The following is a 26,223-nucleotide window of genomic DNA, read 5'->3' as shown; positions in this document are numbered from 1 at the left end:
CGTATGAATGCAACAAAAAAGGGAAGGCGAGATGTCCCGTCTTCCCTTTCTCCTCTTCCCGATTGGGGCGTCTCCCGCCCCGCGGTATCGCTATCGCCTGATCAAACGACCAATGAAGATCAGGATGCAGGCGCCGATAAAGCCCGTAATCAGGTAGTTCAGCCATGCATGGAAGGGCAGCGCAATATGGAGTGCGCCAAACAACCAGCTAGCGACGAGCGCGCCAACGATGCCGAGCACGATGTTCATGATAATGCCAGTGTTGCTTTTCATGATCATCTCGGCGAACCAGCCCGCTAGGCCGCCAATGATAATTGCTGCGATCCAACCGACGTGTGCATCTTCCATAAAAGAACCTCCTGAGGACCCGACGGGTTGTTAACATTAACTGATATACACCAAAAACGATTCGTACCCCAATATTTGCGGGGCAACACAATGAAGCCGTGCATTGCAACCCTGATTATTGAGGGAAATTGTTACGATTGTTTCGGGGAGTGGGAACCGGAATGCCGTTGCGCGCAGCTTTTTCCACGGCTGCAGTTCTCCAGCCTTGGCCATGTATTCTGCCGATCCAGACGCTGAGCCTGCCGATTTCATCGCCAACAGGTGAGGAAAACGATCCAGAGACAGGTATAACCTCGATTTTATGGGTTGACCGCAATAGGGCGTCTGCATATGTTCCGCGCACTTCCAGCCGGGGCGAAAACGCCTGCGGAAAGGGAGAGCGTAGCTCAGCTGGTAGAGCAACTGACTTTTAATCAGTAGGTCATGGGTTCGAGCCCCATCGCTCTCACCAAAAAAATCAAATACTTAGGTTGGTTTTGTTGGTGAAAATCATGCGCCATGGCGTTGCCGAAAATTCCCTTGATTTACAGGCTTTTCCTGACGTTGTCGGCAGTTCCGTGGAACATGAATGGCGCATGGAACTCGTCAGCTTGACGACCCAGTCAGATTCGCGACTTCTGCCGCAAATTGCTGCTTTTGCCCGGTCGAAGAGGTAGGCAAAGTTTCGCATCTTGGTTCATCTCTGCACCCTTGGTAGCGAATCTGCGAACTTCTCTTGGAATGATACCGGTTTCGCACGTGCGCCGGCCAGACAAATAGCAAAACGAACACGTTAGTCAGTTGCCCAGCTCGCATTATCAAGGATTGGCAGCAATTGGCCATTCATTCGCTAGGGCGCTGCATCACTCTGATGCAGCCGAAAACAGAAATGTTTGCCTGTGCGGTCTGAATACGGGATGATCAAGTCGCTTTCTACTTATCCCGATCGTCGATGGCTTTCAGCTTGTCGACTGGAAGTTTTGCATATACGTCATCAATATGCTTAGGTTCTGAGATCATCTTTTCCACAATCAAATTGAAGAAATGGAAGAGACTGTCAGCTGTATCGACGTCATCTCTAAGATCTATAGTCCCTGGATGCACAGCTTCATTTCCCACTACCCGCAGGACATCCAGCGCTTTTTGGATTTTTGGATCGAGACCTTTTTTTACTAGTGACGCAATGTCTGCGTTGATGTTTTTTCCGGACTCACCCAGCTCTTTGCAGAGCTTCTGGATTGCCAAGCGGAGCAAAGCGGCAGCTCCCCGCGGCGATCGCTGGAGTATGTCTCTGGCTTCATTGTAGTCTGGTAGGATTTCCGGTGGAGTATCTTCGTTCGCTAAAGGCGCAGCGCTGGAAGTTGGATAGATCATTTTACTGCCAAGCCACAAATGCAGTCCGTTGCAGTTATGGCACTGCGAACAAAAAACATTGTTGAGCGCGTAGGTGTGCCCCTGATGCGACTGGATAAGTAACGGCTTTCCTGAGTACTCGCCGGAAAGCGGTTTAGGGAAGTCATTTGCTGGCATTCGCGTCGCGGAAACGGCGTGCCATTCCTGTTTTGCATACGCTGCGCAGTGTGGACAATTGAAAGCTGATATTTTGATGGATGGCGGTCTATATGTCATCGGAGATTTTTACCACTTCGTCGTTGCTTTGCAACCTAAACTCGCTTCAGAAATGCAACCACGACATCGTCCACCATCTGCGCAAGGTGGCGGATCGAGAGGCAACCGTCGAAGACGCTCGAGGCGCGGTGTCTCTGATCGGCGCGGCGCGCTCGGTGCGCGTTCTCAATCGCATGTCGCAAGAGCAGGCCGATCAAGCCGGGCTGTCATCAGAAGAGCGGTTCGGCCATTTCTCGGTGACCTATGGCAAGTCGAACTTGACGCCGCTGTCGAGCAAGCTTGATTGGCGACACCTTGTCAGCGTGCCGCTCGGCAACGCTCGCGGCCTGACAAAGCCGCAGGACTTTGCGCCAGTCGTGGCGGAATGGAAGTGGCCAAGCTCCGAAGAGATCGCACAGGACATCACGGAGGAGCAACGGGAGGCAATCCGTGTGGCGGTCACCAATAGCGACTACAAGCCATCTGCGCGGGCCAAGAATTGGGCCGGGCTGGCGGTTGCCTATGCGATGGTCCTTGACGCCGAAGACGATGCGCAGCGCAAGCGTGCGGGCACTGTGCTGCGGGCGCTGCTGAAGGAAGGCGTTCTCGTAGAGGTGGAGGATCGTGACCCCGTCCGGCGAGAGGTGGCGAAGTTCGTTCGTGCAGCGTGAAAGCGTGCAGCGTGATTGAGGCGGCCTATTGGCCGCCTTTTTTTTTCGCTCTGGTCCAGATTGGCTTTGCGCACGACTTCAGCGACGTTCAGAGGCATGAAGCCCCTACCAAGCGTGCTTTCGGCCGCCAGCATCACCAGTGCCCAATAGGCGGCGTTCATGTGGATCAGACGCACAGGCGTCGTTCCTGCTTCCAGGTTCTCATAGGTCCGCAGTGGCACACCCATGGCTCTGGCGAACTCCGGCTTGGTGAGGTTCGCTCCGGTTCGAAGATCCTTCAGATTGTCTATCATTGAATGAGCCTCGCCAGTTTGCTATATCTTGGAAACCGGAGAGCGTTGCGAGCGCTCCCCGGCCTCCAGTTATCGGCCGATGGAGACTGTGAATCTCCACTTGCCTAACCGGACTTGGAGTGTGAGCTTGAAGCCCATGGGTTACTCCTTGTCCTATCGAAGCGGGATTGCTTTGATGAATTATGTGTACCACCAAAATGGTGGTACTGCAAGCGGAAACCACCAAAATGGTGGCATTATTTTTAAGCCGTTCTGTTGCGAGCAGGACGGCTTTTTGCTTGCTGAGATACAACCGTGTTTTCGTGAATACAACTTTTGATACTGCACGGATGCACGTCTAATTATCCGTGCATTATACGTGCGCTTCCGTGCGGAGACACCTGCACAGCGCTGCCCGGTTAGTGCACGGTAGAGGGAGGTATATGTAATATACCCCCCATCCGTGCAACCGTGCAGGGCGGTGTGCTGCGCGGTGCCGCCCGCCCAAATAAGATTTTACTATTCGTGCACCGTGCAATCGAGCGGCCTATGCCACAACCTGCAACCTGAACCGGCCAGCGCATGCTGGGATTTCTCAGTTATGGGGGCAGCACCATATCGCAATGGGTCACCTTGGGCTTGAAAATGCTGATCGTGCTATCAACGAAGCGAAGTCGATCTCGTCACGCGGGCTGCAGGACTGGTGCGGGCGCGGATGCTTGCGGGGATTTTAATTGTCCGGCTTAGTTCTCAGATCATTCTCGATGTTTCTTGAAGCATCCCGAAGTTGCCTTTCAAGCTTCTCGTTTGGTATGCTTGGGTGCGAATTTATTTCTCTGACCTGCTTTTCGTACCCTTCTTTGGCCACTGGATCGATTGTTGGCTTGTCATGAACTTCTTTCTCAATCCGCTGCATTTTATCAACGTCTACCTGTCCAGGATCTTGTGCTAGAGCGGGGAGGGTGGGCAATGAGACAAGGGTAAACAAAAATATGCCGCGCAATAGGTAAATCATTCTGACCTCCACAAGTTGTGCTGACATCATCTCATGAAATCAACCTAAGGCCGAAGGATAAAATTCGCCGTATTTGACTAATTTGTATGTTTACAGCACAGTTTCTTAAGTCGAACGCGCTCAAGGGCGTTGGCTGAACCGGGACCAGCAAGAGCCGGTTCGTAATATGAGATAAAACAGCAGCGACTTGCTGCCGGCAGCGTCTCCGAGTGGCGCGGCGCAACAGCGTCGGACAACGTCTAGCCTGGCAAGTAGCCGGATCTTCCCGAAAAAATCAAACGATTCATTTCGCGCTTGGACCCCATGCGCAACAGAGGAGGCACTGTGTCCAAAACAAATCCTGCTAATGATAACCAAGGCGATCTCTTGCTGGGGGCGCCAGCGATTGCCAATTTTCTCGGTGTAACCCAACGCCAAGTCTATCGGCTTGTCGCCGACAGACTGATACCGAGCTTTAAGTTGGGCAGCACCATCTCCGCTCGCCGATCCTCACTGACTGCGTGGATGGATGGGGCAGAGCTACGGGTAGCCGTTTGATAGCTACGCATCTCCCGCGGCTCGCATTCGGCGACATAGGTGCCGCGGCAAGCGGGCCTTTTCAAGACTTTACAGTTGACGCTGCCACCTTAGTGGAGCGTTGGAAGCTGATCTGTTGACAGGAGGGGCGTTGTGAAGGAACTCATCACTCATGAGCGGCTAATGCAGCGACTGCGTTTCGACGCGGCAATTGGCGCGCTGGTTTGGCTTCCATGCCAAGACGTAGGCGACGAGTTTAACAAGACGATGCCTGGTCGGCGCGCAGGATCGATCGACAAGGACGGGCACTACCGCATCACTATCGACGGTCGAGGATACAACGGTCCGGAACTCCTGTGGTTCTTCTTCAATGGAGAATGGCCGAAGGCGAGGCGTGCGCGTCATTCTTTCCGCAAGGCGAGTTAATCACCTTGCGCCAACTTCAATCAAAGCGAGGTTAGTTTGATCAGAACACGCATCCAGAATATAGGCGGCCCATTTCCAGGCAAGGGCGCAGCACCAAGCATGCTGCATGACAAGACCCTGCCTCGCGGCCAGCGAGCATCGTTCGAAGCTCTTAACGACGCCGCATCCATGCGACCGGCAATCAGCGACGCAGGCTCGCTTGTGGCGGCCAACGACAACAGATCGGCGAAGAAGGAGAATGCGGCTTGAGCAGGACCACCGAAGAACATCGTGCAGCAGTTGAGGCTTGGCGGGCCACGGCTCCTGCGCATGATCATCAAATTTTCGGCCGTAAGCTGAAGGCAGAGAAGCCCCGCCATCGCGATCTATCCGAATTGTCCGCATTGCTTGCCATGCGTGCCCGGCCGATTGGTGTTGCTGAGGGCGTCGGCGTGACCGTGGAGCCGATACCACCCATTTCCACGAATTGGCGCCTCGCTCCGGCAAACGACAATGAACCACCACATGAAGATGCCGACGTAGAGCGCGTCATCGAAATAGTCCCGAGCGTTGATATGATCATGCGCGAGGTCGGGCAGGGCGATATCGAGTACGGGCTTTCTATCGACGAGAACGGAAAGCGCCACAAGGTCATCACTCACATCGGAAGTTTGCGATTCAGCGACGGCAGCCAGATGGAAAAGGGGCAGAAGCTGGTTCTTGATAAGGTTGTGGACGCTGACATCAGAATGCCGGTCGGTGCGATGCTTGATTGCCGCGAAAAATCAGCGCGAGACAAAGGCGCTGAAACTGATGCCGCCGGAAGCAATTCTCACTATCGATGGCTGCTGAAAGCCGGACGCGTTGCCACGCCACCAAAACTTACCCCGAAAAAGGTGGAGCGCGTGACGATCTCAAAAGCTGAGGCGCGCAAGATGCTCGCGGATGCCTATGCAAATACGTCAGTCTTACCAATGACCAAGATTTGCCCCGACGGCCTCCCATACGGGCCGAGCAACCTTCGCCAACTTTTCATCGGAGGACGAAAGGGCAAGAATGGCGAGACCGGCTCGCAAGCTTGGCAAGATATTTACACCGAAAAGGAAAATCGCGAGACATTCAATCGCGGGCTAGATGCGATGCAGGACGAGCATGTGCGAGTGCTCACCGAAACCACGACGGCGAAGAGCCTCAGTGAGCTAGGAGAGGCGCGCGGTTATCACGGTCGGCACGCCATTGATGCTGGTCGACGCCTGTTGCGAGCTGCCAATGACAACTTTCAGGCGGCGATGAGCCTCGCTGAATATGCCGCTGAGGTGCGAAGGGAAGTTTCTTGCAGCTCAAAACCCTAAGAAGGTGAAGGGGATGATCCCCCACGCCTCTCCGTGCGCTGTGCGACGGGCGCTGACACATGCTGCAGTTGGTTGCAGCCGCTGAGGTTGGCGTAACTATTGGCAGGGTCAGGACACAAAGCGAGCCGCGCTGCGAAAGCAGTGTCCATCCTACTGAGACGCGGGTTAACTCAGTACAGCCAGCCTATAGCCATATCCACCCATGATCCTCTAGCCACATCGGCTAAGCCTAGCCCCTGAATTGACAGGGCGGCGCTGCGGACGCGCTTCGTTGGTGGACTTCATTGCCTGGCGCTGCCTCCTCCAGCGACGGGCGATCGTGCGGCGGGCTCCCTAATGGTTGAGCTCGCCGCTTTTCATCTTATCAGGCCGCGATACGACGTGCGGCTTTATCTGAGGCTTTGCGATCTGAGCCGTGCGCGGCAATGATCTTTTCGGCCTCTTTAAGGTCGATGCGATGCTTCTTGGCAAGCGTCTTGGCGTCATAGGCTTGCACGGACGCGGAAGCGTCTTCTCGTTTAGTCATGACATTTCTCCGTTTGATTGATCGGCGAGGACTGAGTGCCATATCGGCGCGTCTAGGCCGTCGCCCCAATATATGGGGACTTTCGCAGGGAGACACAACCTAGTTGCACTGGGTGGACCAGGTTCTTTTGGCTTTTGAAGACACCAGCAAAATGTCAACAATTGCTGTTCCGCTCGAATCCTTGAATTCGCCAAAGAAATATACGACCTGAATCCTTGAATTGAGGGATGATTTTTGGATTATTTCCTGAAATCAAAGTACCCATTTATGGTCTTGATTTCCTTGTCGTATTGCAAGAAATTGCGTAAAATCAATGTGTAAGCAGGGCTGTTGAAGTCAACTAAATGTTGACATGTTGCGAAAAGCGCAACATATAAGAAGGACTTCTATGGTCGAGCAAAGACCTTCAACGACGGCATTTAATGGAAAAGTTCACTGGCTTGACTAACCAGTGAACTTCTTCGTTTAATTGGACAGGCAGCCGCTACGGGTGACGGCCTGCCCAGCGTTGTTTATCGCTTAAAGCGATCGATGATCTGGAATACTGCCAGAACCGTTACCGGAATTGACAGCACCAGCAGTGCTACTTCTATGCCCAATCAAGAACTCCTTTCTCTTGGCCAGGTTGGATTGCTCGTTGACTAGACGAGCCCCACAACCATCGGGACGACTGCCGTAGCCCGAGATACGGCGAACCGCCTCACTCTCCTTTGGTTGCTGCCGCGATAAGATATCTCATGCTCGCGCCATGGCTGCAAACACGAAATCCAGTATTTCCAGCTTATTGCCGCCAGTCCACGTTGTTCCACTTATCAACAGGCTATCCACATTCTAAATAGTTTTCCACTTGCAACGGCTGGACACCGGCGAATCGGAGTGTTCGGCGGTGTAGAGCGGCAGCTTATGAGTTTTTAGTAAAGGCGATCATATATATAGATTACTGCCGATATCGCTGAAGGTATAGCCAAGATCAGCATTGCAATTTCAAATCCCATAATTTCTCCCTTTTACTATACTGAAGTGTAACTTCACAAAACATATATTGCGTTCTCGATATGCTAATCAATTGAGCAGCACGATTAAAAGTCTGGGATGCATGCTTGGCGCATAGAGCGCTATCTTTTCCATTTACCAGTTCAATGCGGGATAGAGCAGCATGGTAGCTCGCTTGGCTCATAACCAAGAGGTCGTTGGTTCAAATCCAACTCCCGCAACCAAACCGGACCAGCGCAGCGCCGAGGCGCGGCAGCACAGACGCCTATACAATGGCAAGCGCTGGCAAGTCTTGCGCGACAGGCAGTTGAGCATTGAGCCGCTATGCCGGTTCTGCCTCATCTCCGAGGAAGTCACGGCCGCCACGGTCGTCGACCATATCCGCAAGCACAATGGCGATCTGGATCTATTCTTCGATCCATCAAACCTGCAATCGCTATGCAAGCACCATCACGACAGCGCGAAGCAGATGATTGATCACGGGCACAAAGTTGTGACCTACGGCGTCGATGGATATCCGATTGAGTTGATGTAGTGCATGAAGATAAATCGATAAATCAATGATTTCATTTCAAATAACTGTTGACCAACAGATGAAAGTGCGATATGATGGAAGGTTTTGCCTGGGAGGGGTGGGTCAAATCTTCGATAGGGTGCTACCGACGTACCGGCGGCCCCAACGACAATTAGTGCTAATACAGTTTTTTCCATGAGGATGGGCAATGGCCAAACGCAGAGCGCGCATCGACAGCGCGACCGAAGCCGTGCGCGTCATGGCCAAGGCCACCGCTGAAATCTCGCCACCGGCAAACGTGCCGCTTGACGCCGAGGATCTTCCTTTCTTCCGAAATGTGATCGCCGAATACGCACGATCCGAATGGTCAGCCCACCAGTTGGAGCTTGCGGCAATGCTCGCGCGCACCATGACTGACCTGACGCGTGAGCAGCAGCTACTGCGTGAAGAGGGCGGCGTGTCTAAGTCGCAAAATGGTACGCCTCTGGCGAACCCGCGCAAGACAATCGTTCAGATGCACGCTGCAGCGATCCTGTCGTTCAGGCGATCATTGTCACTTCACGCTCGTGCGCAGGGCGGCGAGGCGAGAGACGTAGGTAAGAGGCGCGGTGCCGCAAAGGCAATCGAGGGCGACAACCCCCTAGAGGATGATTTGCTGGCGCGACCAGACTAGCTGACGCGCGCGATCACGCACAGCGCGCGCACGCGAAGGTTAAATCTCGAAAATGGCCAAGAAGCAGAGGACACGAGGCGAACGCGTCATTGCGTTCATTGAGAAATACTGCCTTGTGCCAGAGGGCACGTTGCTCGGCAAGCCGGTTCGGCTGCTCCCATTCCAGCGCCGCTTTATCCTAGACGTATACGACAATCCGGCCGGCACATCTCGTGCCTATCTGTCGATCGCCCGTAAGAACGGCAAGACTGGTTTGATCGCCTGTCTGCTGCTGGCCCATATTGTCGGGCCGGAGGCATATCAGAACGGCCGCATCGTTTCCGGTGCTCGTTCACGCAAGCAGGCCGCCGAGGTGTTCAACTACGCCTCGAAGATGATCATGATGTCTCCGGAGCTGACCAGGCTCGCGCGCATCGTGCCGTCTAGCAAGATGATCATCGGGCTTGCCAAGAACGTCGAGTATCAGGCGAGCTCGGCAGAGGCGAAGAGCGCGCACGGCGGCTCGCCTATCCTGGCAATCTTGGACGAAGTCGGCCAGATCAAGGGACCGACAGACGACTTTGTCGAGGCCATCGAAACATCGCAGGGTGCCTATGAAGGCCGCGCGATGCTTTTTGCGATCTCGACGCAAGCCGCGACCGACAATGACCTATTCTCGCGATGGATCGACGACGCTGAGACGTCGAAAGACCCTCGCATCGTCAGTCACATCTACACGGCGCCGGCTGATTGCGAGCTTGACGATCGTGATGCATGGGCCGCCGCTAACCCGGCGCTCGGCATCTTCAGGTCGATCAAGGACGTTGAAGACTTCTCGCTTCTCGCCAGCCGCATGCCCACGAAGGAAGCCAGCTTCCGCTGGTTGTTCCTCAATCAGCGCATCGACGCCTCGGCGCCGTTCGTTTCGCCGGCAGTCTGGCGCGCGTGTGATGCTCCGGTCGTCGATTTTGCTGGCCTACCTGTGTTTGGCGGGCTCGATCTTTCTGAGGTGTCGGACTTGACGGCACTGGTGCTGATGGCGCCGAAAGACGACATCTGGCACGTAAAGCCAACTTTCTGGCTGCCGGGTGATGCGTTGCGCGAAAAGGCGAAGGCCGACCGCGTGCCGTATGACATCTGGGAAAGCCAAGGTGTGCTTGAGGCGACGCCGGGACCGACGGTTGACTATGAGTTTGTCGCTGCGCATTTGCGTGGCCTGTTTGATACGCTGGATATCCGCAAGATCGCGTTCGACCGCTGGAATTGGCGCCACCTGAAACCGTGGCTGCTGAAGGCCGGCTTCACCGAAGAGCAACTTGACGGCGATTCCGCCGTGTTCGAGCCGTTCGGACAGGGCTATGCGTCGATGTCGCCGTCTCTGCGCGATCTTGAGAGCATTCTGCTGAACAAGAGGCTAGCTCACGGCGCCCACCCGGTTCTCACCATGTGCATGATGAATGCGACGGTGCGGCCAGATCCATCAGGCAATCGCAAGCTCGACAAACAGCGCTCACGCGGCCGCATTGACGGCGCCGTTGCGCTCACCATGGCGACGGCAATGGCCGGCACCTACGAAGGTGCGGCAGACACTGCGTCCCCATGGGATGACCCTGAATTCAGTATAGCGGCGGGATAATGGCTATTAAAGACTGGTTTACCCGCCACAATGGGTCACAATCGACAGAAACGTCTAGCGATGCGATGGAAACTCGCCAAACCATAGAAAATCCAACGGTGCCGGTGAGTGCGGAGAATTTCTTCGCTTATTTCGGCCTGAATAATGTGACGCTCCCACACGTTACGGTCGACAACGCTCTTCGCGTGCCGGCCGTATGGGCGGCGGTCGCATTTATGTCGCGGACATTGGCGGCGCTTCCGCTGCACGCCTATCGCGACAGCAAGAAAGGCCCGCAGAAAATATCCGGCAAACTTGAGGCTGTCATTCACGATAGCCCAAATGACGAAATGGATAGTTTCAAGTTCAGACAATGGTTCTGGCAGCAGGTTTTCACTGGTGGCCGTGGACTGGCTTGGATCGAACGTACGCCGCAGGGGATCGAGGCGCTGTGGCCAATGGATCCGACAAAGACGACACTGAAGCGTGTCGGCATGAAGGTCGTATATCAGTTTGACGGAAAGGAATATCCTTCCGCTGACGTCATTGATGTTCCCTTCATGTTGCGGCCGTGTGGTCTTCGCCACTACGGTCCGATCTCGATGGCGTCCAAGGCTATCCAACTCGCCCTTGCGATGAATGATTATGGCTCGAATTTTTTTGCTGGTGGCGGTGTTCCGCCGTTGGCATTGGAGGGACCGTTGCCGGCCGGTCCGGAAGCGATGGCCAGAGCCAAGGCTGATATCAAGCGATCCGTCGATGCCGCCAAGGAAAAGAACGAACCTGTCTTTCCGATTCCGGCCGGCTACAAACTGACGCCTGTTGGCCTCGATCCGGCCAAGGGCCAGATGATCGAGGCTCGTCGCTTCCAAGTTGAAGAGATTGCCAGGACGTATCAGCTTCCTCCTGTTTTCATGCAGGATCTGACGCGCGCGACGTTCTCAAACGTTGAGCAGCAGGACTTGCATTTCGTCAAGCACCTCATTGGTCAATGGGCTGAGGCGCTAGAGGGCGAGATGAATTTGAAGCTGTTTGGTCGCGGTAATTCCGGCCGATATGTCGAGCACAATCTTGATGGCCTTCTTCGTGGGGACTTCATGTCTCGCATGACTGGTTACGCCACAGCTATCCAGAATGCGATCAGGACACCGGACGAGGTTCGGTCTCTTGAGAACTTGCCGGCACAAGGCGGCGAGGCTGAGAAGTTGCATATCCAAGGCGCCACTGTGCCGCTTGGCATGCAGAACACCACCGCGAAGCCGGTACCGGCCAATGACAACAAGCAAGATAATGGGACTCAGGCCGCATGACGACAGAAATCGAAAAGCGCAGTCATATCGGCGCGGTCGAGCATCGCGCCGATGACGGCAAACGCACTCTCGTTGGCTATGCCGCCGTATTTGAACGGCTGGCAGACATCGGCGGCTATTTCCAAGAGCGGATTGCGCCGGGCGCCTTCGCTGACGCTATCAGCGGCGACATTCGCGCGCTCGTTGACCATGACACTGGCCGAGTAATTGGCCGAACTAAGTCCGGCACGCTGCGCCTTTCGGAGGATGGCACCGGTCTACGCGTTGAGATCGACGTGCCTGATACCACCGATGGCAACGACCTATGGGTGCTTGTCGAACGCGGCGATATCAGCGGTATGAGTTTCGGCTTTCGCGTAACCAAGGAAACCTGGGACGAGACTGGCGATGTGCCTATTCGCACTATCCAGGCGCTGACATTGATCGAGGTTTCCGCAGTCGCTTTCCCTGCCTACGATGACACCACGATCGGCATGCGTTCGCTTGAGGCGGCCAGGGGCGAAGGCGAGGCGCATCGAGAAGCCGAACGCCGCAAGGCTGAAAATGCCGTGGCTGCTAAGCGACGCATCGCCGAGCGCGAAGCGCGCCAGGAACAGAGAATTCGGGGTATCCGGCAGGACGCTTCGTAGTCACCCGGCAAGTAAGCCGGAGGGCCGGACAAGACGTCCTGCCACTTAAAAACCCACCAAAATTGGAGACACACATGGCAACTCTCACTGAGCTGCAGGAAAAGCGCGGCCGTCTTGTAACGGAAGCTCGCGCTGCTCTTGAGGAAATCAAGAAGAACACCGACGAGGCGCGCGCAGCCGAGCTTGAAGCTCGCCACGACACCATCATGGCCGAATTCGATCGCGTTGAGAAGAACATCAAGCGCGAAGAAGATCAGGCTGCAATCGAGGCTCGCTTCGAGGATCGTCAGCGAGAAGAGCGCGCCAAGAAGCGGCCGATTTCAGACGGCGAAGGCCGCGGCTCCGATGACGGCGAAAAGCTGACCTATCGGTCTGTCTTCTACAAGTTCATCGCGTCAGGCGCCGATTTGGCCGCTCTCGAACCGGAAGAACGTGCCGTTCTCAAGGCCGGCGTTGAAGTCGTCGACGAAAAGCGCTCTCTGACCAGCACAACCGGCAGCGCCGGCGGTTACACGGTCCCGACCGAGCTCGCCGATCAGCTTATCCGGTCGATGAAGGCTTGGGGTCCGATGTATGACCCTGGCGTGACCAGCGAACTCAATACCGCGTCCGGTGCTGTCATTCAGCTTCCGACGATTGATGACACGTCCGGCACAGGCTATGCCCATACGCAGGGCGCAGATCTCGTCGACGACGGCTCTGCTGATCCGGCTTTCGGACAGAAGCAGCTTGAAGCTTATGTCTTCGATACGAAGTTCATTCGCTTCTCGATGGAGCTCGCGCAGGACAGCATCTTCAATCTGGAATCGCTGTTGGCTGATCTGCTCGGTGAGCGACTCGGCCGTCTTGCGAATTCGCAGCTGACTGTCGGTACCGGCACCGGTGCCCCGAATGGTGTGGCTACTGCCGCGACAGTTGGCAAGACGGCTGCTTCGGCGACGGCCATCGCATCTGACGAACTCATTGATCTGGTCCATTCTGTCGATCCGGCTTACCGATCGGCACCAAAGGTTGGCTTCCAGTTCAATGACCTGACGCTGGCCGCTATCCGCAAGCTAAAGGACGGCCAGGGCAACTACCTCTGGCAGATGGGCGACGTCACGAAGGGCTCCCCTGGTACGCTGCTGAGCTATCGCTACACCATCAACCAGGCAATCGCGCAGATCGCAACCGCCAACAAGACCGTGCTGTTTGGTGACTTCGGCAAGTATTGGGTCCGTAAGGTCGGTTCGCCGGTCATCGGTGTGATGCGCGAACGTTTCTGGCCTAACCTCGGTATCGCCGGCTATATCCGTTTCGACGGTGAACTGGCTGACACCGCGGCCATCAAGGCTCTGAAGCAGGCATAATAGCTCTGCGGGCCGGCTTCGGCCGGCCCAATTTCCCAGAAGGAGGCTTCATGCTTTTGAAGATGTTAGTCGGGCTCTCAGGGCCGCTTTTCAACCTAGCCCCCGGCGATGAGTACGATTTTGACGACGACGAGGCTATTCGCCTGAAGGACGCCGGCTTCGCAGTCGACGCCGCAGCGCCAGCAAGCACCAAGAAGGGCAAAGCCGATGTGGTATCCGGCCAAGGTGACGGCACCGGCGACGCAGGAACCGGTAACGCTTGACGAAGCAAAGCGTCAGTTGCATGTCGATTTCGATGACGAAGACGATTACATTGATCTCCTGATCAAGGCGGCTCGCAATCATGTCGAGAAATACTGCAATATTCGTCTCGGCACTCAATCTGTCGATTTGAAATGCGATGCTTGGTGCGACTTCGCGCGCCTGCCAGTGGCGCCGGTGCAGTCGATAGACGTGATCAGCTATATCGCATCCGATGGCACGAGCGCCACTTTGGCAAGTTCGGAATATGAGCTTCGATCTGAGGACTTAGAAGGCGAGATCGTCCGCGCCTACGGCAAGCAGTGGCCGGTCATCCAGCCAGGTTCGCGTATCACCGTTTCCGCCATTGCCGGCTATGACGATGTTCCCACAGCGGTGAAACTCGCCATGCTTTTGCTGATAGGCCATTGGTTCGACAATCGAGAAGCCGTCACTACCGATCAAAAGGGGCTAGCCGACACGCCAATGGCAGTAGACGCATTGCTCTCCAATCACAGGCGCGGCGAGTAGCCGCTAGGAGCCACTCATGGCAGATCTTACAATCACCCCGGCCAACGTTGTTGCCGGCACCAATGCGGTGCGCGACATCGGTACGGCTGGCGAGACAATTACGGCCGGCAAGGTCGTCTATTTCGACGCTGCCACGAACAAGTGGAAGCTTTCCGACAACAACGCCACCGGCACGCGCACGGTTCACGGCATCGCGCTCAATGGCGCCTCGCTCAATCAGCCGGTTTCGGTTGCCAAGCACGGTGACATCACGATCGGTGCCACGCTTGTTGCTGGAACCGCTTACTACCTGTCGGCGACTGCAGGTGGCATTTGCCCTGTGGCAGATTTGGCCACTGGCATGGATTCAATCCTGATCGGCCTCGCCAAGAGCACGACTGTTCTCGCGATCGACGTTCAGGATTCTGGCGTAACCCTCTAAGATGTGGGTGCGCTTTAAAGAGCGCTTCTCTTGGCATGTGTCGCCGGCCGTCACTATCGTTTTCAAGCCAGACGGCGGCCCGCTAAAGGATGGCCGCTATTTGGTGACGCGCGCGTGTGCGTCGGCTGCTGGCGACAAGGTAGATCGTTGCTCAAGGGCGCACGAATTGCAGGAGAGCGACGATGGCAACGAAACCGAGATCGGGATTGCTTCGCCAGAAGCTGAACTTTCAGCGCCGCGAGACGATTGACGACGGCTACGGCAACGAGCAGTCAGGCGAATTCACCACCATGTTTGCCGCTGCGGCTGAACTCATTCCCCTGAAGGGGAGCGAGCCAGTGCTTGCGGCACGCCTGACTGGTGTTCAGCCATTCATCATCCGCATTCGAAGCTGCGTCGCAGCTCGTGAGGTTGATATGGCCTGGCGCATCGTCGACGCGCGCAATCCGGCTCGTATTTTCAACATCACCGCCGCCGTCGATCCCGACAACAAGAATGCCTGGATCGAAATCATGGCGACGCAGGGAGTGGCGACATGAGCTCGATGCAAACTTCCATCGGCTTTCGCCGATGGGCCAATGCCGTCGTTTTCGTCGGGTGGCTGATCTACTATTCGCTGCCTTTTTCGGCATGGCGGAACGCTTTTGCCGATTGGTATGGCGCTTCGATGCGCGAAACTCGAGCAAAATAATGGCGTTCAAGGTTCGTGTTCAGGGCCGCGCCAAGCTTACGAGAGATCTGCAGGCCATTGTGCCCAATGCGTTGAAGTACGCTGCTGAAGCAAACCTTCAGATCGTCGAGCAAGCGGCAGAGAAGATCAGCGCGGTGGCGCCGCGGGGCGCAACGTTGGAGTATGCCGAGAGCATCGAAGGCAACTTTCTCCGAAACAAGCCAAATGCGAAGAGCTTCAACGACAATCCAACGAAAGATCCGGATGCGGCCGGCGTGTTCGCGCCATTTATCTGGCGATGGCTGGAATTTGGCACGGCGCCACACAATACCGCACCGGGCGGTGGCACCTTGAAAGGCCGAACTGACAGCTTGCTTGGGAGAGGCCACATGCATCCTGGCACGGCCGCACAGCCGCACATTTGGCCGACATGGCGCGCCTTCCAGGCGACAGCGAACAGAATGAAGCGCAACGCCATCAACAAGGCATTCCGAGAAGCCTTCAAGTAGGTGATCAATGGCAAGCGCCGAATTTGAATTGCAGGGCGCGATCGAAATGCGCCTGAAGGCTGACGCGACTTTGATGTCGCTGGTGAACGGCGTTTACGATCAGCCGCCATCGAAAGCATGGGCCACTCCAAAAGAGGGCTATGTGACGATCGGCGAGGCGCAAACGTTGCGTGAAGACGCTACCTGCGTTGACGGCAGCGAGATTTACCTGACCATGCATGCATGGTCGCGGAAGGTTGGGTTTCCAGCCGTGAAGCAGATGGCAGACGCAATTGTCAACAGCCTGCACCTCGCGCCGCTGGCGCTTCCTACCAACCGGCTCATTTCATTGATGCACCGGCAGACACGAACGTTTCGTGATCCTGATGGCTTCACCAGCCATGCGGTCATCGAGTTCGTGGCCCACACCGAAAAGCCGCTCGCTTAGCGCCGGCCACCCTACCAACCACCACATTATTGGAGACCTGATATGGCAGATGGCCAGCAGCTAGGCCGCCTGTTGCTGATTAAGATCGGCGACGGCGCAGATCCCGAAGTTTTCACGAATCTCTGCGGTTTGAAGACGCGCAGCTTCAACATGTCCGCAACGGAAGTCGACACGACCATTCCGGATTGCACGAATCCTGGCAATCCTGTCCAGAAGACAAGCCGTCCCGGCATTTCGAGCCGCACCTTTACCGGCTCTGGCAACTTCGTGTCGAGCACGGTCATGGATATCTTCATGAACCATATTCGCGCGACCTCGTCCTTCAATGCCCAGGTCATCGTTCCAGGTGACGGCACGTATGCAGGCGAATGGTTCGTAACCGACTTCACCTTCAATGGCGACGTCGAACCGAATCTGGAATTCAGCGCCACCTTCACGGCCGGCGACATTCTCACCTTTACACCGAGGGTATAATTCATGGCCAAAGAGGAGAAGAAGACCGCAGTTGCCGCCAAGGCAGCAGCAAAACCGTTCCCGCTTCCAGTCAATGAGGCAAGGGGCGAGGCGCCGCTATGGATCGGTGATGTTCCCCTCGTTCTTGGGGCTGAAATGGGCCGCCTTGCGGCAGTTTCCAGCCGGTTGCAGTGCAAGTCGCTCAACGACCTGTTTTTGCGTCTGTCCGGCGTCGAGGCCGCCGCAACTTGGGCGGCCATCGAACTGCTCACTATCGAGGGTGATGTCGTCAAGGCTTTGGAAGCCTTGAAGCTGCAGCACTTCGCGGCCTGTGCCGTCGCTTTCAACCTCGTCCTGTCTCATCACTTTGAGGGTGACAAGGGAAACGCGGGAGCCGCCGGCGAGGCGGCTTAGACGACACTCACAAAGCAGATGAGGCGTTTCCCTGGCGCCAATGGATGAGGATCGGGATTGGCGGTCTTGGCTGGCGTCCCGCCGACTTTTGGGGCGCCACCATGACCGAGTTCTTCGAGGCCATTCATGGCTACAACGAAGCGCAGGGCGGCGAGACTGAACCAGCCGCGCCAACTGAGAACGAGATGGCTGCGCTATTGGATAAGTACGGGTAAAGAAGCCAAGTTGATCGAGGCTATTCGTAACCCGGCATCGGTGAGACAATGGCTATGTGAATTGGGCCATGCGGGGCTACCTGTGCCATTGTGAACTCCACAACGTACCCAGATTTCAGACGCAATTTTAGGTCGTCCGTTGCTTGGAAAAAATCGAACCGATCCTCTTCGTTGAGGCCACTTATCGTCCCGTCGGCTTTTATGGCACTCTCATTTCCCTTGACGATGATTTCATACGAGACTTCAACCTCTCGGTCCTCGAATAATATGACGCCATTGTCTTTGATGCGATGAAAAATCGGCTTTACCACAGACACCTCCAAGCCCGCCACTATGCGGGCTTTTTCTATTCTAGGATGTATCCGAAATGGCTGACAATGACAATAATCTAGTCTTTACCGTCAGCTCAGATATGAGCGCCGCGACGCGCGGTGTGAACAAGTTCACCGGCGATATTGGCGCGGCCACCGACAGAATTTCCAAGAAGTTCGAGGCTCTTGGGCGCTCGATCGACACCGGCGTTTCCAACTCTCTGCAGCAGCGCATCAATTCCATGGTTGGGATTGGCACGACAGCATCGAAGGAGTGGACCGGTGCTCTTGCCGACCAAGGCAAGGAACTCGATCGGCTGCGCGCGAAATATACCCCGCTTTTTGCGACCGTAAAGCAGTATCAGGCTGCCCAGACCGAAATCCGCACGCTCTATCGCAGCGGAAAGATCGGCGTTGACGAATATACCGCCGCGCTTGGCAAAGAGCGCCAGGCGACACTTGCCAGCATCGCAGCAATCAAGGGCCGCAACGCCGCACAGAACCAATCTGGCGGCGCTCGTTCGTTTCAGACGGCCAACATCGCCGCGCAGTTTCAGGACGTTGCTGTTACCTCGGCGATGGGAATGAACCCACTGCAGATTGCTCTGCAGCAGGGCACGCAGCTTTCAATGGTCATGGATCAGCTGAAGGGCGAAGGAAAAGGCACCACCGGTGCCTTGCTTACCGCTTTCGGGTCGCTGTTCAGTATGACCAGCCTTTTGACGATCGGCTTTGTTGCCGTCGGTGCGGCTGCCATCCAAGCGGTCATGAAGGCAATCCCGCAGGTCAAGTCGCTCGACGATGCCATGAAGGATCATGAGGCGTCGCTGAAGCGTGTTGTTGACGCCTATGGCGGTGTTGCCGAGGCAGCAGCAAAGGCCAATCGGGAAAACAAGCGTCTAGTCGACGCCGTGGCCAGCAAGGATAATGTTGCGCTGCGCGTCTCTACTGCCTCTGAGGGGAATTCATTCTTCCAAAGCAAGGACGTCGGCCGCGTCGTGACCGGCGGTCGTTTTGGCGATCGCGGTTCCAGTTTTCATGCCGTCGTTCCTCAGTTCCAAGAGGACATCGCGAAGCTTCGCAAGGATTTCAAGGCTGGCAAGCCCGACTTCGACGAGTTCTATGAGAGCATTTCCAAGAAGGTTACGGCCGATCCTTCCCTTGGCGGGGCAGCCGTCAAAGTCATCGCTGCCAGTGAGAAATTCAAAGAGGCCTCCGATGATCTGCAAGAATATCAGCGTGTGCGTGACGCGCTCTTTAACGATCGCGGTCCGGATGGGCAACTTCTCCTGTCACAAGGTACCACGAATGCTGCCGATAGGGGCAATTATGCCCTATACCAGTCGCAGCAAGCCGTCGCTCTTCGGCGATCCACGCAGGCATTCTATGCGAGGCTTGCGAGCGAAGGCGCGATTACCACACAGCAGCGCGTTGCAGCTGCCAGAGGCGAAGCTGCATCTCAGTACAATCAGGACGAAAGCCCACAGCAGCGCTCGCAGCGCATCGATCAGGCCGGCATCGCGGCATATGTCGCAGCCAACAGGGAAATCGCTGCCGCAGCCCGCGAGCGTAAGCTAACCCTCGACGCGGCGATTGTCAGCCAGCAGGAGGATATCGGGCTCGTCGGAAAGACCGGTGCCGCGGCTGAATCGCTCCGGCGCGAATATCAGCTCACCGCTGATTTGCGATCTGAAGCGGCGAAGCGCGGTATTACCGACGAGAAAGAATTTCTCAAGGTCTATGCCGATCAGATCGCTCTGATTAAGCAGAATGCGGACGAGTACGGCCGGCTTGCAGAAGCTCGAGCTCGAGCGCAACTTGGCAGCGACCTGGCGTTCCAACGTGATCAGTTGGGACGGACGCCGGAACAGCGCAGCATCGCCGAACAGCTCAAATCTGCCGGCCTGCCAGTTGATTTGACGTCGAAGTCAGCGAAGGAAATCGCCGACACAAATAAGGCTCTCGCGGCGGAACGGATGCGTTTCGCACAAGAGGGCGTTGACGCACAGATCAGCGGAATCAACGCTCGCTCCCCGGCGCAGCGCATTGCGGCGGCTCGCGCTGCGGCAGAGGCGCAGCACAATCCGGGTGAAACCGACCCTGAACGCGCACAGCGCATCAATAATGCCGCGCTGCTTGCTCGTGTCCAGATCTCCAAGGAACTGGCTGACGCCGATCGCGAGCGTTCTCTGAGCCTTAGGAAGTTGGTTGAGGATCAGCAGCAAGATATCGCTATGATCGGCAAGACTGGCGGCGCGGCCGCTGCTGCCACACAGCAATATCAGATGATGTATGCGCTTCGTGCTGAAGCTGTGAAGCAGGGCATTACCAGCGAAGATGAATTTCAGAAGACGTTCGGCAAGCAGATCGAACTGATAAAAAGCGCCACGACCAGCTACGGTCAGCTCGTCGACGCTCGTGCCAAGGCGCAGCTCACATTCGATCTAGCACAGCGGGAGCGCACGGCCCTTATGCCGACGCGTGACCGTCAGATCGTCGAGATGCAGCGGCAGTACGGTCAGCCGGAAGATCCGAACAGCGATACCGGGCGTGCGATCGGCAAAACGATTGACGCACAAGCGAACCGCGATGCTGTCACGGGTTTCTTGACCGAGTTCAAGGACGGCATCCTCAAAAATAGCGAGAGCATCGGCAAGGCATTCGGGACTGCGCTTGAAAATGCCCTGATGAAGCAGGCTGATAAGCTCTGGGACAATCTGTTCAATCAGATCGCAGGTGCGCTATTCCCAAGCACAGCCACCAATCAAGCCGGCACCGGTGGCCTTGCCACTACCGGCGTTGGTCTTGCTGGCAATCTTCTTGGCGGCAAGTCTAATACGACAAATCCCGTCATGGCCGGCAACATGTCGGCTTACGCTGATGCGGTGAAGTCGATCGAGAGTGGCGGCAACTACGGTGCATTGGGACCGCTCACGAAGAGCGGCGACCGGGCATACGGTGCCTATCAGGTGATGGGTGCGAATATCCCGTCATGGACGAAGGGGGCCACCGGCACGGCGATGACGCCGAATGCGTTCCTGACGGATCAGAAGGCACAAGATGCGGTCTTCAACAAGTATTTCGGCTCCTCGGTGTCGAAGTACGGCAACCCGCAGGACGCGGCCAGCGTCTGGTTTTCCGGCAGGCCTATGGCAAAAGCTGGCCTCGCCAGCGACGGTTTTAACACGACACCGGAATATGTCACCAAGTTCAACAACGCTCTTGGTGATGCATCTAAGAACGTCGGCACCTTCGGCAATGGCCTTGGTCAAATTGGCCAGCAACTCGCCGGCGCTGGTGGCGGCGCGTTTCCTGCCGCGCCTGCGGCATCTGGCGGCGGCGGCATTCTTGGTTGGATTGGCAGCATTTTTGGCGGCGGCAAGGGCACTCAATGGAACCTAGCCGCAGCCGGCAAGCTAAAGCCCGGCCTATTCGCCGACGGTGGCTACACCGGACCTGGCGGCAAAAATACGCCTGCAGGCATCGTTCACGCCGGTGAATTTGTCGTGCCTAAGCACATCGTCGACAAGATCGGCGTACCTGCGCTGAGCACGATGATGAAGGGCTACGCTGATGGCGGCCTTGTCACGCCAGCCTTGGTTTCCGCTCCGCGCGCTCCGGCATTGTCGGCAAGGCGCGGCAACGCTGCCAACGACAACACGCCTGGCGTTCTTCAGGTCCACATCAATGGCGCCAGTGGTGACAACCATGTCCGCACACTGGTGAAGCAGGGCGTTGGCGAGGGCTTGACGCAATACAACGACCAGCAGCGCCGCGGCGGCTTCGGCACGCTGCAGAGCCGCTTCAACAACCAGAAGGGTTAGGGATGGGTGCACTATTAAACCAGCCCGATCTGGCGCTTAGCTTTTTGGCCTGTCCAAAGGCGAGCTTCGATGTTGTTGGGTCAGCGATAGACGGTGGTCGCAACGGTCTTGGCGAAAGTCAGACTATCGAAATGAGCGGTGGCGGTATCGTCACCGCTGTGCTCGAAGATTGCAAGATCGTGAGCAAGGAGCAGATGCGATACATCAACCGATTGGGCGCCCGCCTGAATGGTGGATTTCGCAACATCATTGTCCCGATACCGACCGAATGGTACGGGCCGTATCCGTCCGTCAACGGAATTCCTGCTCCGTTTGCCACCGGCATTACTCATTCCGACGGCTCATTGTTCTCAGATGGAACCGGCTATCGTCAGCCGACGGTATGGGGACATACGCTAGAATATGCAGCGCTGAACGCCGGCCAGATCAAGATCCGCATCTTCGGTGCGTCACGCGATATCGAGGGCGATTGGTTCTCGATCGAGCATTCCGTCAAAGGATGGCGTGCCTATCGAGATTGGGATTGCGACAAGATTGGGAGCGGCATCGACACATCGGGCGGCTTTCCTGTTTCATACAGCGACTTCAATGTCGCTATCCAGCCACCGTTGCGGCAGGCGACGGAAAATCTGACGCCGATCAACGTTGTTCGACCTCGGTTCGTCGGCAAGTTCAAGGCTGACTTCACGCTACCATCGGTCGTTGAAGCGTTCTTCGTCACGCAACAGACAATCCAACTTTCCGAAGCCTTCTAGGCAACCGGCTCACAACATCACCCAATTGGCTCGCGCACGCGGGCCTTTTTCATTTGTGGAGGCCGCATGGGCTGGATACCAGACGACACTATTGCTGCGATGCGCAGCAGTTTTCAGCTTGGCATCTTCCTGCGTATCGACTCAGATCCTGCTCTGCATATCTGGTTTGGCATGAACGATATTCCGGCGCGGTTCGATAGCATCGACGCCGACGGCACGGTCTACATGGGAGGAGGGCGCCTCCTCGGGGTGCCAGAACTCCAGGTGCTGGTAAACGGCACGGCCGATAGCGTGGATTTCACGCTCTCTGGCATCGATCCTGCAGCTAGCGCGAGAGCGCTAGACAGTCTGCCGCCAATTCGCGGTGCGGCTGTCCAAATGGGCATAGCGGTGCTCGATCAATATTATCAGCCCTTGGGGCCGATCATTCCGATTTGGAAGGGGACGGCCTCGCACGTCTCAGAGGTGAGTACGGCCGTCCAAGGTGATGAAACACCTTCGATCACGCTCAGTCTTTCTGTCGTCACGGGCAGCGTGACGAGATCTAGGCCATCGCAAGCCATCTGGTCCGATGCGATGCAGAAGGCAATTTCACCCACCGATGATTTTTGCAAGCAGGTGCAGCGCTTAGCGGCCGGCCTTGCTCCGGTGTGGCCGAACTACTGACGGCTACGCGCCGCTACAGACAGCGAGAACCCATGACATTGCACGAATTTGTGGCTCTGCCGCACCGTTTCAGGTGGGGCGGTCTAAACGGCGATGACTGTTTGACGTTTTGCGCAACGTGGATCGCTGAAGCTTCTGGTGTTGATCCAGCCGAAAAATTCAGAGGAACCTACTGCACCGAGGAACAAGCCGCAGCGCTGATTGAGGCTGCTGGCGGCATGGTTGCGTTCGCTGACAAGCACCTGCGCGCAGCCGGCATCCGACGCACGAAGGTGCCGAAGCATGGTGACGTCGGCGTGATTCTCGCGCCCGCAGGGCTTGACGGTGCGACCAAGCAAATCGGCGCGATACGGTTCGGCAACTCCCTTTGGTTGGCGCTCGGTCCTGCCGGCATTGTTGGCAAAAAGGCGGAATTCGTCGCTGCGTGGAGTGTTGCCCAATGAGCCAACATCACCAGCGCATGCTGCAACGCTACGGCCTTTCCTATAGCACGTCGCTTTATAGCCAGGTCGTTTTCGATCCCATTTTCACGCCGCTTTTCACGGCAATCTTCACGTCAGTGGGGCTTACAGGCACCGCTTTGTCTGTTGCCACCACGGCCGCAGCGGCGATCGCGACAACCGCTCTGGCGATCGGTGTCCAGGCGCTCTTGGCGCCCAAGCCACCAAAGCCTGAGAGCGGTAAGGTTCCAAAAACCCAAAGTGTGCCGAACCGCATATGGGTTGTCGGCCGCACGCGCCTCGCCGGCGCCTATGTGCTTTGGGAGGCCAGCGGCAAGTTTCTCTATGCGGTCCAGGCTCTCGCCGGTCATCGCATTCAGTCAGTGAACCGATATTGGCTTCATGACGACGAAGTTGAGATCGATGGCAGCGGTTACACCACCAATGACAATAACGGCCGCTACGGCAACAACGTCAGGATTTTGTCGCGCCTCGGCGTCTCTCCGGAAACTGCCTACGCACCGCTCGTAAGCGCTCTATCCGGATCTGGAACTTGGACCAATAATCATCGAGGCGACGGGCAGGCGTCCGTTGCGATGATCGCAGAGTCGTCGGAAGCCAAGAACCAACAGAAGCGGTTCCCATATGGCGCTCCGTCTCTGTCGGTCGAAGTCGATGGCGCAAAGTGCTGGGACTTCAGAGATCCGGCGCAGAATCCAGATAATCCTGCAACTTGGCAATGGACGCGAAACAGTGCGGTCATTCTCTGCTGGCATCAGTGTTTCAACGAATTCGGCGAGCGCCGCGATTATCATAAAGCCATCCTTCCTGTCATCGATATGTGGAAGGAAGAGGCCAATATCTGCGACGAGAACGTGCCCCTGGCCGGCGGTGGCACAGAGAAGCGCTACGAGTGCAACGGATGGGACACAACCGAGAACGGCCCGAAGGTCGGGACGAACTCGATCCTGGCGACGTGCGATGGCTGGCTGTGTGAGCGTGGCGACGGCGCGCTCTTGCTCACTGTGGGCAAGTTTCGCGAAAGTCGCGTCGAGACGCTGACAGACGCCGACATCATTGGCCACCAGATCCAATATGACGTGCTTTTCGAGGACGAGTGCAATCGGCTCGTCCCGAAGTTCACCTATCCAGAAACAGCCTATTCGACCTGCGACACAGACTACTTTGAGGACACCGCGGCGCAGCTCGAGGCTGGTCGTGTGCTTTCACAAGAGGCTGATTACGGTTGGTGCCACCAATGGCGCCAGGCGCGTCGTCTTGGCAAACGTGACTGGCTGCGATTGCAGCAGAAGGTCAAAGGTTCGATCGACGTTCGATCTTCTGGGTTGAACGCGGTCTATAGCCGGTGGATTAGAATGTCGACGCCGACGCGTCTGCCGCGACTCGATGGCAAGCTAATCGAGAACCGCACATCAACGGTTGCCATTATGCGTGGCGGCTACACGATGAACATCAACCTTCATCCGGATACGATCGACGATTGGAATCCTGCGGTTGACGAAGGCAAGCAGCCACCAGTCCCCGGCGCGCTCGGATCTGATGAGATTGTGGCACCTGTTATCAATCTTGTGCAGGCAAAGCCGAACGGAAATGCTGTCTATATTCGTGTCGTAATCATCGATCCGGCCGACGACAGTCTGACGCCGGTGGTTCGATATCGAGTGCACAATGCGGGCTCTGGCAATCCCGGCGCGTGGGTTGAACAACAGTTTCCCGATGCTGTGCCGGCAACAGGCTACGTCGACCTCAATACGAACATCGTGCCGCAAGATACGCTGCTCGATATTCAGGCGGCCTTTATTGGCTCGAATAACTCCTATGGGCCATGGTCGATTACCGCGCAGGTGACTTCGACGGTTGATCCAGTGATGCCGCTTATTCTTACCTCATTCACGAACACCGATGCTGCCCCTCACTTGGGGCGGGCCACCATTGGCTTTACCACCGGAAACGATACTCATATCCGCACAGTGCAGCTGTTCCGTGTTGCGAGCGGCGCTCCGTTTGATCCTGGCGCGATAGCGCCGATTGCGACATTGGCTGTTTCGCCTAACGGCACCTATAGCTACGTCGATGGTGATGCGACGAGAACCAATCTCTTCACCAATCCTGGTTTCGACACAGATACGTCGTGGACGAAAGCAGGAGGCTGGACCATTTCCGGAGGGACGGCAAACGTCACAGGCGGTGGCGGCGCGCTTCTATATCAGCAGCCGACTATCGTGAACAGCGTGACCTATCGCTTTGGCTATACGGTTCCGACTGTCACGACGGCAAGCACAGGCATCCAGCCGTTCATTGCGGGCAGCACGCCGGTTTACGGTGCGGCACGCACTGTGACTGGCAGCTATCGTGATAAGATTACAAACAATGCCTCTGGTAACTTCGCCATAGGCTTTGCCGCTAACGGTAGTTTTGCCGGCTCCCTGGACAACGTTGCTGCATTCGTCGAGACGGCCACCTGCGCCCCTCAAGGGGTTTGGGACTATTACGCTTCGCCGTTCAACGGCAGCGGCGTGATCGGCCCTTCGATTGGCCCTGTCACGGTGTCTATCGTGTGAATAGGAACCAA

30 protein-coding genes, 2 tRNA genes and 1 pseudogene are annotated in these 26,223 nt (G+C 56.4%); 28 read left to right on the top strand and 5 right to left on the bottom strand.

The genetic code is table 11. The annotated features are described in order from the left end of the window. Nucleotides 1-90 precede the first annotated feature (90 nt). Nucleotides 91-348, bottom strand: a complete 258-nt coding sequence (locus BSK43_RS21655; RefSeq protein ID WP_077469879.1) for a GlsB/YeaQ/YmgE family stress response membrane protein — start codon at nucleotides 346-348, stop codon at nucleotides 91-93. Between the two features lie 375 nt (nucleotides 349-723). On the opposite strand from BSK43_RS21655, the gene BSK43_RS21650 reads away from it, so the two are divergent. After that, nucleotides 724-799: transfer RNA gene (locus tag BSK43_RS21650), tRNA-Lys, on the top strand. 461 nt (nucleotides 800-1,260) lie between these two features. On the opposite strand, the gene BSK43_RS21645 is transcribed toward BSK43_RS21650, so the two are convergent. After that, nucleotides 1,261-1,857 (bottom strand): DUF4145 domain-containing protein, encoded by a 597-nt coding sequence (locus tag BSK43_RS21645; RefSeq protein ID WP_205910641.1) that lies wholly within the window; start codon nucleotides 1,855-1,857, stop codon nucleotides 1,261-1,263. Between the two features lie 92 nt (nucleotides 1,858-1,949). Here BSK43_RS21645 and BSK43_RS21640 point away from each other — a divergent pair, with 92 nt between their 5' ends. Next, nucleotides 1,950-2,606 carry a helicase RepA family protein gene (locus BSK43_RS21640; protein ID WP_246662649.1) on the top strand — a complete coding sequence of 219 codons (657 nt, stop codon included), beginning with the start codon at nucleotides 1,950-1,952 and terminating at the stop codon, nucleotides 2,604-2,606. Between the two features lie 1,002 nt (nucleotides 2,607-3,608). Here BSK43_RS21640 and BSK43_RS21630 read toward each other — a convergent pair. After that, nucleotides 3,609-3,893, bottom strand: a complete 285-nt coding sequence (locus tag BSK43_RS21630) for a hypothetical protein (RefSeq protein ID WP_077469881.1) — start codon at nucleotides 3,891-3,893, stop codon at nucleotides 3,609-3,611. A 303-nt stretch (nucleotides 3,894-4,196) separates the two neighbouring features. Here BSK43_RS21630 and BSK43_RS36145 point away from each other — a divergent pair, with 303 nt between their 5' ends. From BSK43_RS36145 to BSK43_RS21610, 4 genes are all read left to right on the top strand, one after another. After that, entirely contained in the window at nucleotides 4,197-4,430 is a 234-nt protein-coding gene (locus tag BSK43_RS36145; RefSeq protein WP_077469882.1) for a helix-turn-helix domain-containing protein, read from the top strand. Between the two features lie 132 nt (nucleotides 4,431-4,562). Then, nucleotides 4,563-4,835 (top strand): hypothetical protein, encoded by a 273-nt coding sequence (locus BSK43_RS21620; RefSeq protein WP_077469883.1) that lies wholly within the window; start codon nucleotides 4,563-4,565, stop codon nucleotides 4,833-4,835. A 36-nt stretch (nucleotides 4,836-4,871) separates the two neighbouring features. After that, nucleotides 4,872-5,084 (top strand): hypothetical protein, encoded by a 213-nt coding sequence (locus tag BSK43_RS21615; RefSeq protein WP_077469884.1) that lies wholly within the window; start codon nucleotides 4,872-4,874, stop codon nucleotides 5,082-5,084. After that, complete coding sequence (locus BSK43_RS21610; RefSeq protein ID WP_077469885.1) at nucleotides 5,081-6,166, top strand: hypothetical protein; 1,086 nt, start codon at nucleotides 5,081-5,083, stop codon at nucleotides 6,164-6,166. The genes BSK43_RS21615 and BSK43_RS21610 overlap by 4 nt, the downstream gene beginning before the upstream one ends. A 364-nt stretch (nucleotides 6,167-6,530) precedes the next feature. Here BSK43_RS21610 and BSK43_RS35170 read toward each other — a convergent pair whose 3' ends face one another. Then, entirely contained in the window at nucleotides 6,531-6,692 is a 162-nt protein-coding gene (locus BSK43_RS35170) for a hypothetical protein (RefSeq protein WP_169055443.1), read from the bottom strand. 1,140 nt (nucleotides 6,693-7,832) lie between these two features. Here BSK43_RS35170 and BSK43_RS21605 point away from each other — a divergent pair. From BSK43_RS21605 to BSK43_RS36010, 17 genes and pseudogenes are all read left to right on the top strand, one after another. After that, nucleotides 7,833-7,909: transfer RNA gene (locus tag BSK43_RS21605), tRNA-Met, on the top strand. An 83-nt stretch (nucleotides 7,910-7,992) separates the two neighbouring features. After that, nucleotides 7,993-8,220: an HNH endonuclease gene (locus tag BSK43_RS21600; RefSeq protein ID WP_136687171.1), complete on the top strand. Its 228-nt coding sequence runs from the start codon at nucleotides 7,993-7,995 to the stop codon at nucleotides 8,218-8,220. A 187-nt stretch (nucleotides 8,221-8,407) separates the two neighbouring features. Next, nucleotides 8,408-8,872, top strand: coding sequence for a terminase small subunit (locus BSK43_RS21595; RefSeq protein ID WP_077469887.1), 465 nt, complete (start codon nucleotides 8,408-8,410; stop codon nucleotides 8,870-8,872). 52 nt (nucleotides 8,873-8,924) lie between these two features. Further along, nucleotides 8,925-10,487 (top strand): terminase TerL endonuclease subunit, encoded by a 1,563-nt coding sequence (locus BSK43_RS21590; protein ID WP_136687169.1) that lies wholly within the window; start codon nucleotides 8,925-8,927, stop codon nucleotides 10,485-10,487. Then, nucleotides 10,487-11,776 (top strand): phage portal protein, encoded by a 1,290-nt coding sequence (locus tag BSK43_RS21585; protein WP_077469889.1) that lies wholly within the window; start codon nucleotides 10,487-10,489, stop codon nucleotides 11,774-11,776. Before BSK43_RS21590 ends, BSK43_RS21585 begins: the two co-directional genes overlap by 1 nt. After that, nucleotides 11,773-12,405: an HK97 family phage prohead protease gene (locus BSK43_RS21580; RefSeq protein WP_077469890.1), complete on the top strand. Its 633-nt coding sequence runs from the start codon at nucleotides 11,773-11,775 to the stop codon at nucleotides 12,403-12,405. The genes BSK43_RS21585 and BSK43_RS21580 overlap by 4 nt, the downstream gene beginning before the upstream one ends. A 74-nt stretch (nucleotides 12,406-12,479) precedes the next feature. Next, nucleotides 12,480-13,754 carry a phage major capsid protein gene (locus BSK43_RS21575; RefSeq protein ID WP_077469891.1) on the top strand — a complete coding sequence of 425 codons (1,275 nt, stop codon included), beginning with the start codon at nucleotides 12,480-12,482 and terminating at the stop codon, nucleotides 13,752-13,754. 50 nt (nucleotides 13,755-13,804) lie between these two features. Then, a complete protein-coding gene (locus tag BSK43_RS21570; RefSeq protein ID WP_077469892.1) occupies nucleotides 13,805-14,017 on the top strand; it encodes a hypothetical protein in 213 nt (70 codons plus the stop codon). Then, entirely contained in the window at nucleotides 13,962-14,525 is a 564-nt protein-coding gene (locus BSK43_RS21565; RefSeq protein ID WP_077469893.1) for a head-tail connector protein, read from the top strand. Before BSK43_RS21570 ends, BSK43_RS21565 begins: the two co-directional genes overlap by 56 nt. Nucleotides 14,526-14,541: 16 nt before the next feature. Continuing rightward, entirely contained in the window at nucleotides 14,542-14,946 is a 405-nt protein-coding gene (locus tag BSK43_RS21560) for a hypothetical protein (protein ID WP_077469894.1), read from the top strand. 182 nt (nucleotides 14,947-15,128) lie between these two features. Beyond that, on the top strand, nucleotides 15,129-15,485 hold the full coding sequence (locus BSK43_RS21555) for a head-tail adaptor protein (protein ID WP_077469895.1): 357 nt from the start codon (nucleotides 15,129-15,131) through the stop codon (nucleotides 15,483-15,485). Further along, nucleotides 15,482-15,637: a hypothetical protein gene (locus tag BSK43_RS35165; RefSeq protein WP_169055442.1), complete on the top strand. Its 156-nt coding sequence runs from the start codon at nucleotides 15,482-15,484 to the stop codon at nucleotides 15,635-15,637. Before BSK43_RS21555 ends, BSK43_RS35165 begins: the two co-directional genes overlap by 4 nt. Next, on the top strand, nucleotides 15,637-16,125 hold the full coding sequence (locus BSK43_RS21550; RefSeq protein WP_077469896.1) for a hypothetical protein: 489 nt from the start codon (nucleotides 15,637-15,639) through the stop codon (nucleotides 16,123-16,125). The genes BSK43_RS35165 and BSK43_RS21550 overlap by 1 nt, the downstream gene beginning before the upstream one ends. A gap of 7 nt (nucleotides 16,126-16,132) precedes the next feature. Next, nucleotides 16,133-16,552 (top strand): DUF3168 domain-containing protein, encoded by a 420-nt coding sequence (locus BSK43_RS21545; protein WP_077469897.1) that lies wholly within the window; start codon nucleotides 16,133-16,135, stop codon nucleotides 16,550-16,552. Nucleotides 16,553-16,594: 42 nt separating this feature from the next. Continuing rightward, nucleotides 16,595-17,026, top strand: a complete 432-nt coding sequence (locus BSK43_RS21540) for a phage tail tube protein (RefSeq protein WP_077469898.1) — start codon at nucleotides 16,595-16,597, stop codon at nucleotides 17,024-17,026. Between the two features lie 3 nt (nucleotides 17,027-17,029). Further along, nucleotides 17,030-17,419 (top strand): hypothetical protein, encoded by a 390-nt coding sequence (locus BSK43_RS21535; RefSeq protein ID WP_077469899.1) that lies wholly within the window; start codon nucleotides 17,030-17,032, stop codon nucleotides 17,417-17,419. A 38-nt stretch (nucleotides 17,420-17,457) separates the two neighbouring features. Next, nucleotides 17,458-17,634: pseudogene (locus BSK43_RS36010) on the top strand (phage tail assembly chaperone); the annotation flags it as partial. A 20-nt stretch (nucleotides 17,635-17,654) separates the two neighbouring features. Here BSK43_RS36010 and BSK43_RS21525 read toward each other — a convergent pair. After that, nucleotides 17,655-17,945 carry a hypothetical protein gene (locus tag BSK43_RS21525; protein WP_077469901.1) on the bottom strand — a complete coding sequence of 97 codons (291 nt, stop codon included), beginning with the start codon at nucleotides 17,943-17,945 and terminating at the stop codon, nucleotides 17,655-17,657. A 56-nt stretch (nucleotides 17,946-18,001) separates the two neighbouring features. Here BSK43_RS21525 and BSK43_RS35775 point away from each other — a divergent pair, with 56 nt between their 5' ends. The 5 genes from BSK43_RS35775 to BSK43_RS21500 all read left to right on the top strand — a co-directional run bounded on the left by BSK43_RS35775 (nucleotide 18,002) and on the right by BSK43_RS21500 (nucleotide 26,212). Next, complete coding sequence (locus tag BSK43_RS35775) at nucleotides 18,002-21,769, top strand: phage tail length tape measure family protein (RefSeq protein WP_246662648.1); 3,768 nt, start codon at nucleotides 18,002-18,004, stop codon at nucleotides 21,767-21,769. Between the two features lie 2 nt (nucleotides 21,770-21,771). Continuing rightward, nucleotides 21,772-22,524, top strand: coding sequence for a hypothetical protein (locus tag BSK43_RS21515; RefSeq protein ID WP_077469902.1), 753 nt, complete (start codon nucleotides 21,772-21,774; stop codon nucleotides 22,522-22,524). A gap of 66 nt (nucleotides 22,525-22,590) precedes the next feature. Next, nucleotides 22,591-23,190, top strand: coding sequence for a hypothetical protein (locus BSK43_RS21510; protein ID WP_077469903.1), 600 nt, complete (start codon nucleotides 22,591-22,593; stop codon nucleotides 23,188-23,190). A 32-nt stretch (nucleotides 23,191-23,222) separates the two neighbouring features. Next, nucleotides 23,223-23,633: a hypothetical protein gene (locus BSK43_RS21505; RefSeq protein WP_077469904.1), complete on the top strand. Its 411-nt coding sequence runs from the start codon at nucleotides 23,223-23,225 to the stop codon at nucleotides 23,631-23,633. After that, nucleotides 23,630-26,212, top strand: coding sequence for a hypothetical protein (locus BSK43_RS21500; protein ID WP_077469905.1), 2,583 nt, complete (start codon nucleotides 23,630-23,632; stop codon nucleotides 26,210-26,212). The genes BSK43_RS21505 and BSK43_RS21500 overlap by 4 nt, the downstream gene beginning before the upstream one ends. Nucleotides 26,213-26,223 lie beyond the last annotated feature (11 nt).

The organism is Rhizobium sp. P44RR-XXIV, assembly GCF_001999485.2.
Classification (GTDB): domain Bacteria; phylum Pseudomonadota; class Alphaproteobacteria; order Rhizobiales; family Rhizobiaceae; genus Rhizobium.
This window is presented reverse-complemented; position numbering and strand designations above follow the sequence as displayed.

Excerpts from the sequence above, each read along its gene's own strand:
- BSK43_RS21655 (WP_077469879.1), bottom strand. The coding sequence starts at position 348 with ATGGAAGATGCACACGTCGGTTGGATCGCAGCAATTATCATTGGCGGC.
- BSK43_RS21645 (WP_205910641.1), bottom strand. The coding sequence starts at position 1,857 with ATGCCAGCAAATGACTTCCCTAAACCGCTTTCCGGCGAGTACTCAGGA.
- BSK43_RS21640 (WP_246662649.1), top strand. The coding sequence starts at position 1,950 with ATGTCATCGGAGATTTTTACCACTTCGTCGTTGCTTTGCAACCTAAAC.
- BSK43_RS21630 (WP_077469881.1), bottom strand. The coding sequence starts at position 3,893 with ATGATTTACCTATTGCGCGGCATATTTTTGTTTACCCTTGTCTCATTG.
- BSK43_RS36145 (WP_077469882.1), top strand. The coding sequence starts at position 4,197 with ATGCGCAACAGAGGAGGCACTGTGTCCAAAACAAATCCTGCTAATGAT.
- BSK43_RS35170 (WP_169055443.1), bottom strand. The coding sequence starts at position 6,692 with ATGACTAAACGAGAAGACGCTTCCGCGTCCGTGCAAGCCTATGACGCC.
- BSK43_RS21595 (WP_077469887.1), top strand. The coding sequence starts at position 8,408 with ATGGCCAAACGCAGAGCGCGCATCGACAGCGCGACCGAAGCCGTGCGC.
- BSK43_RS21590 (WP_136687169.1), top strand. The coding sequence starts at position 8,925 with ATGGCCAAGAAGCAGAGGACACGAGGCGAACGCGTCATTGCGTTCATT.
- BSK43_RS21585 (WP_077469889.1), top strand. The coding sequence starts at position 10,487 with ATGGCTATTAAAGACTGGTTTACCCGCCACAATGGGTCACAATCGACA.
- BSK43_RS21580 (WP_077469890.1), top strand. The coding sequence starts at position 11,773 with ATGACGACAGAAATCGAAAAGCGCAGTCATATCGGCGCGGTCGAGCAT.
- BSK43_RS21575 (WP_077469891.1), top strand. The coding sequence starts at position 12,480 with ATGGCAACTCTCACTGAGCTGCAGGAAAAGCGCGGCCGTCTTGTAACG.
- BSK43_RS21570 (WP_077469892.1), top strand. The coding sequence starts at position 13,805 with ATGCTTTTGAAGATGTTAGTCGGGCTCTCAGGGCCGCTTTTCAACCTA.
- BSK43_RS21565 (WP_077469893.1), top strand. The coding sequence starts at position 13,962 with ATGTGGTATCCGGCCAAGGTGACGGCACCGGCGACGCAGGAACCGGTA.
- BSK43_RS21560 (WP_077469894.1), top strand. The coding sequence starts at position 14,542 with ATGGCAGATCTTACAATCACCCCGGCCAACGTTGTTGCCGGCACCAAT.
- BSK43_RS21555 (WP_077469895.1), top strand. The coding sequence starts at position 15,129 with ATGGCAACGAAACCGAGATCGGGATTGCTTCGCCAGAAGCTGAACTTT.
- BSK43_RS35165 (WP_169055442.1), top strand. The coding sequence starts at position 15,482 with ATGAGCTCGATGCAAACTTCCATCGGCTTTCGCCGATGGGCCAATGCC.
- BSK43_RS21550 (WP_077469896.1), top strand. The coding sequence starts at position 15,637 with ATGGCGTTCAAGGTTCGTGTTCAGGGCCGCGCCAAGCTTACGAGAGAT.
- BSK43_RS21545 (WP_077469897.1), top strand. The coding sequence starts at position 16,133 with ATGGCAAGCGCCGAATTTGAATTGCAGGGCGCGATCGAAATGCGCCTG.
- BSK43_RS21540 (WP_077469898.1), top strand. The coding sequence starts at position 16,595 with ATGGCAGATGGCCAGCAGCTAGGCCGCCTGTTGCTGATTAAGATCGGC.
- BSK43_RS21535 (WP_077469899.1), top strand. The coding sequence starts at position 17,030 with ATGGCCAAAGAGGAGAAGAAGACCGCAGTTGCCGCCAAGGCAGCAGCA.
- BSK43_RS35775 (WP_246662648.1), top strand. The coding sequence starts at position 18,002 with ATGGCTGACAATGACAATAATCTAGTCTTTACCGTCAGCTCAGATATG.
- BSK43_RS21515 (WP_077469902.1), top strand. The coding sequence starts at position 21,772 with ATGGGTGCACTATTAAACCAGCCCGATCTGGCGCTTAGCTTTTTGGCC.
- BSK43_RS21510 (WP_077469903.1), top strand. The coding sequence starts at position 22,591 with ATGGGCTGGATACCAGACGACACTATTGCTGCGATGCGCAGCAGTTTT.
- BSK43_RS21505 (WP_077469904.1), top strand. The coding sequence starts at position 23,223 with ATGACATTGCACGAATTTGTGGCTCTGCCGCACCGTTTCAGGTGGGGC.
- BSK43_RS21500 (WP_077469905.1), top strand. The coding sequence starts at position 23,630 with ATGAGCCAACATCACCAGCGCATGCTGCAACGCTACGGCCTTTCCTAT.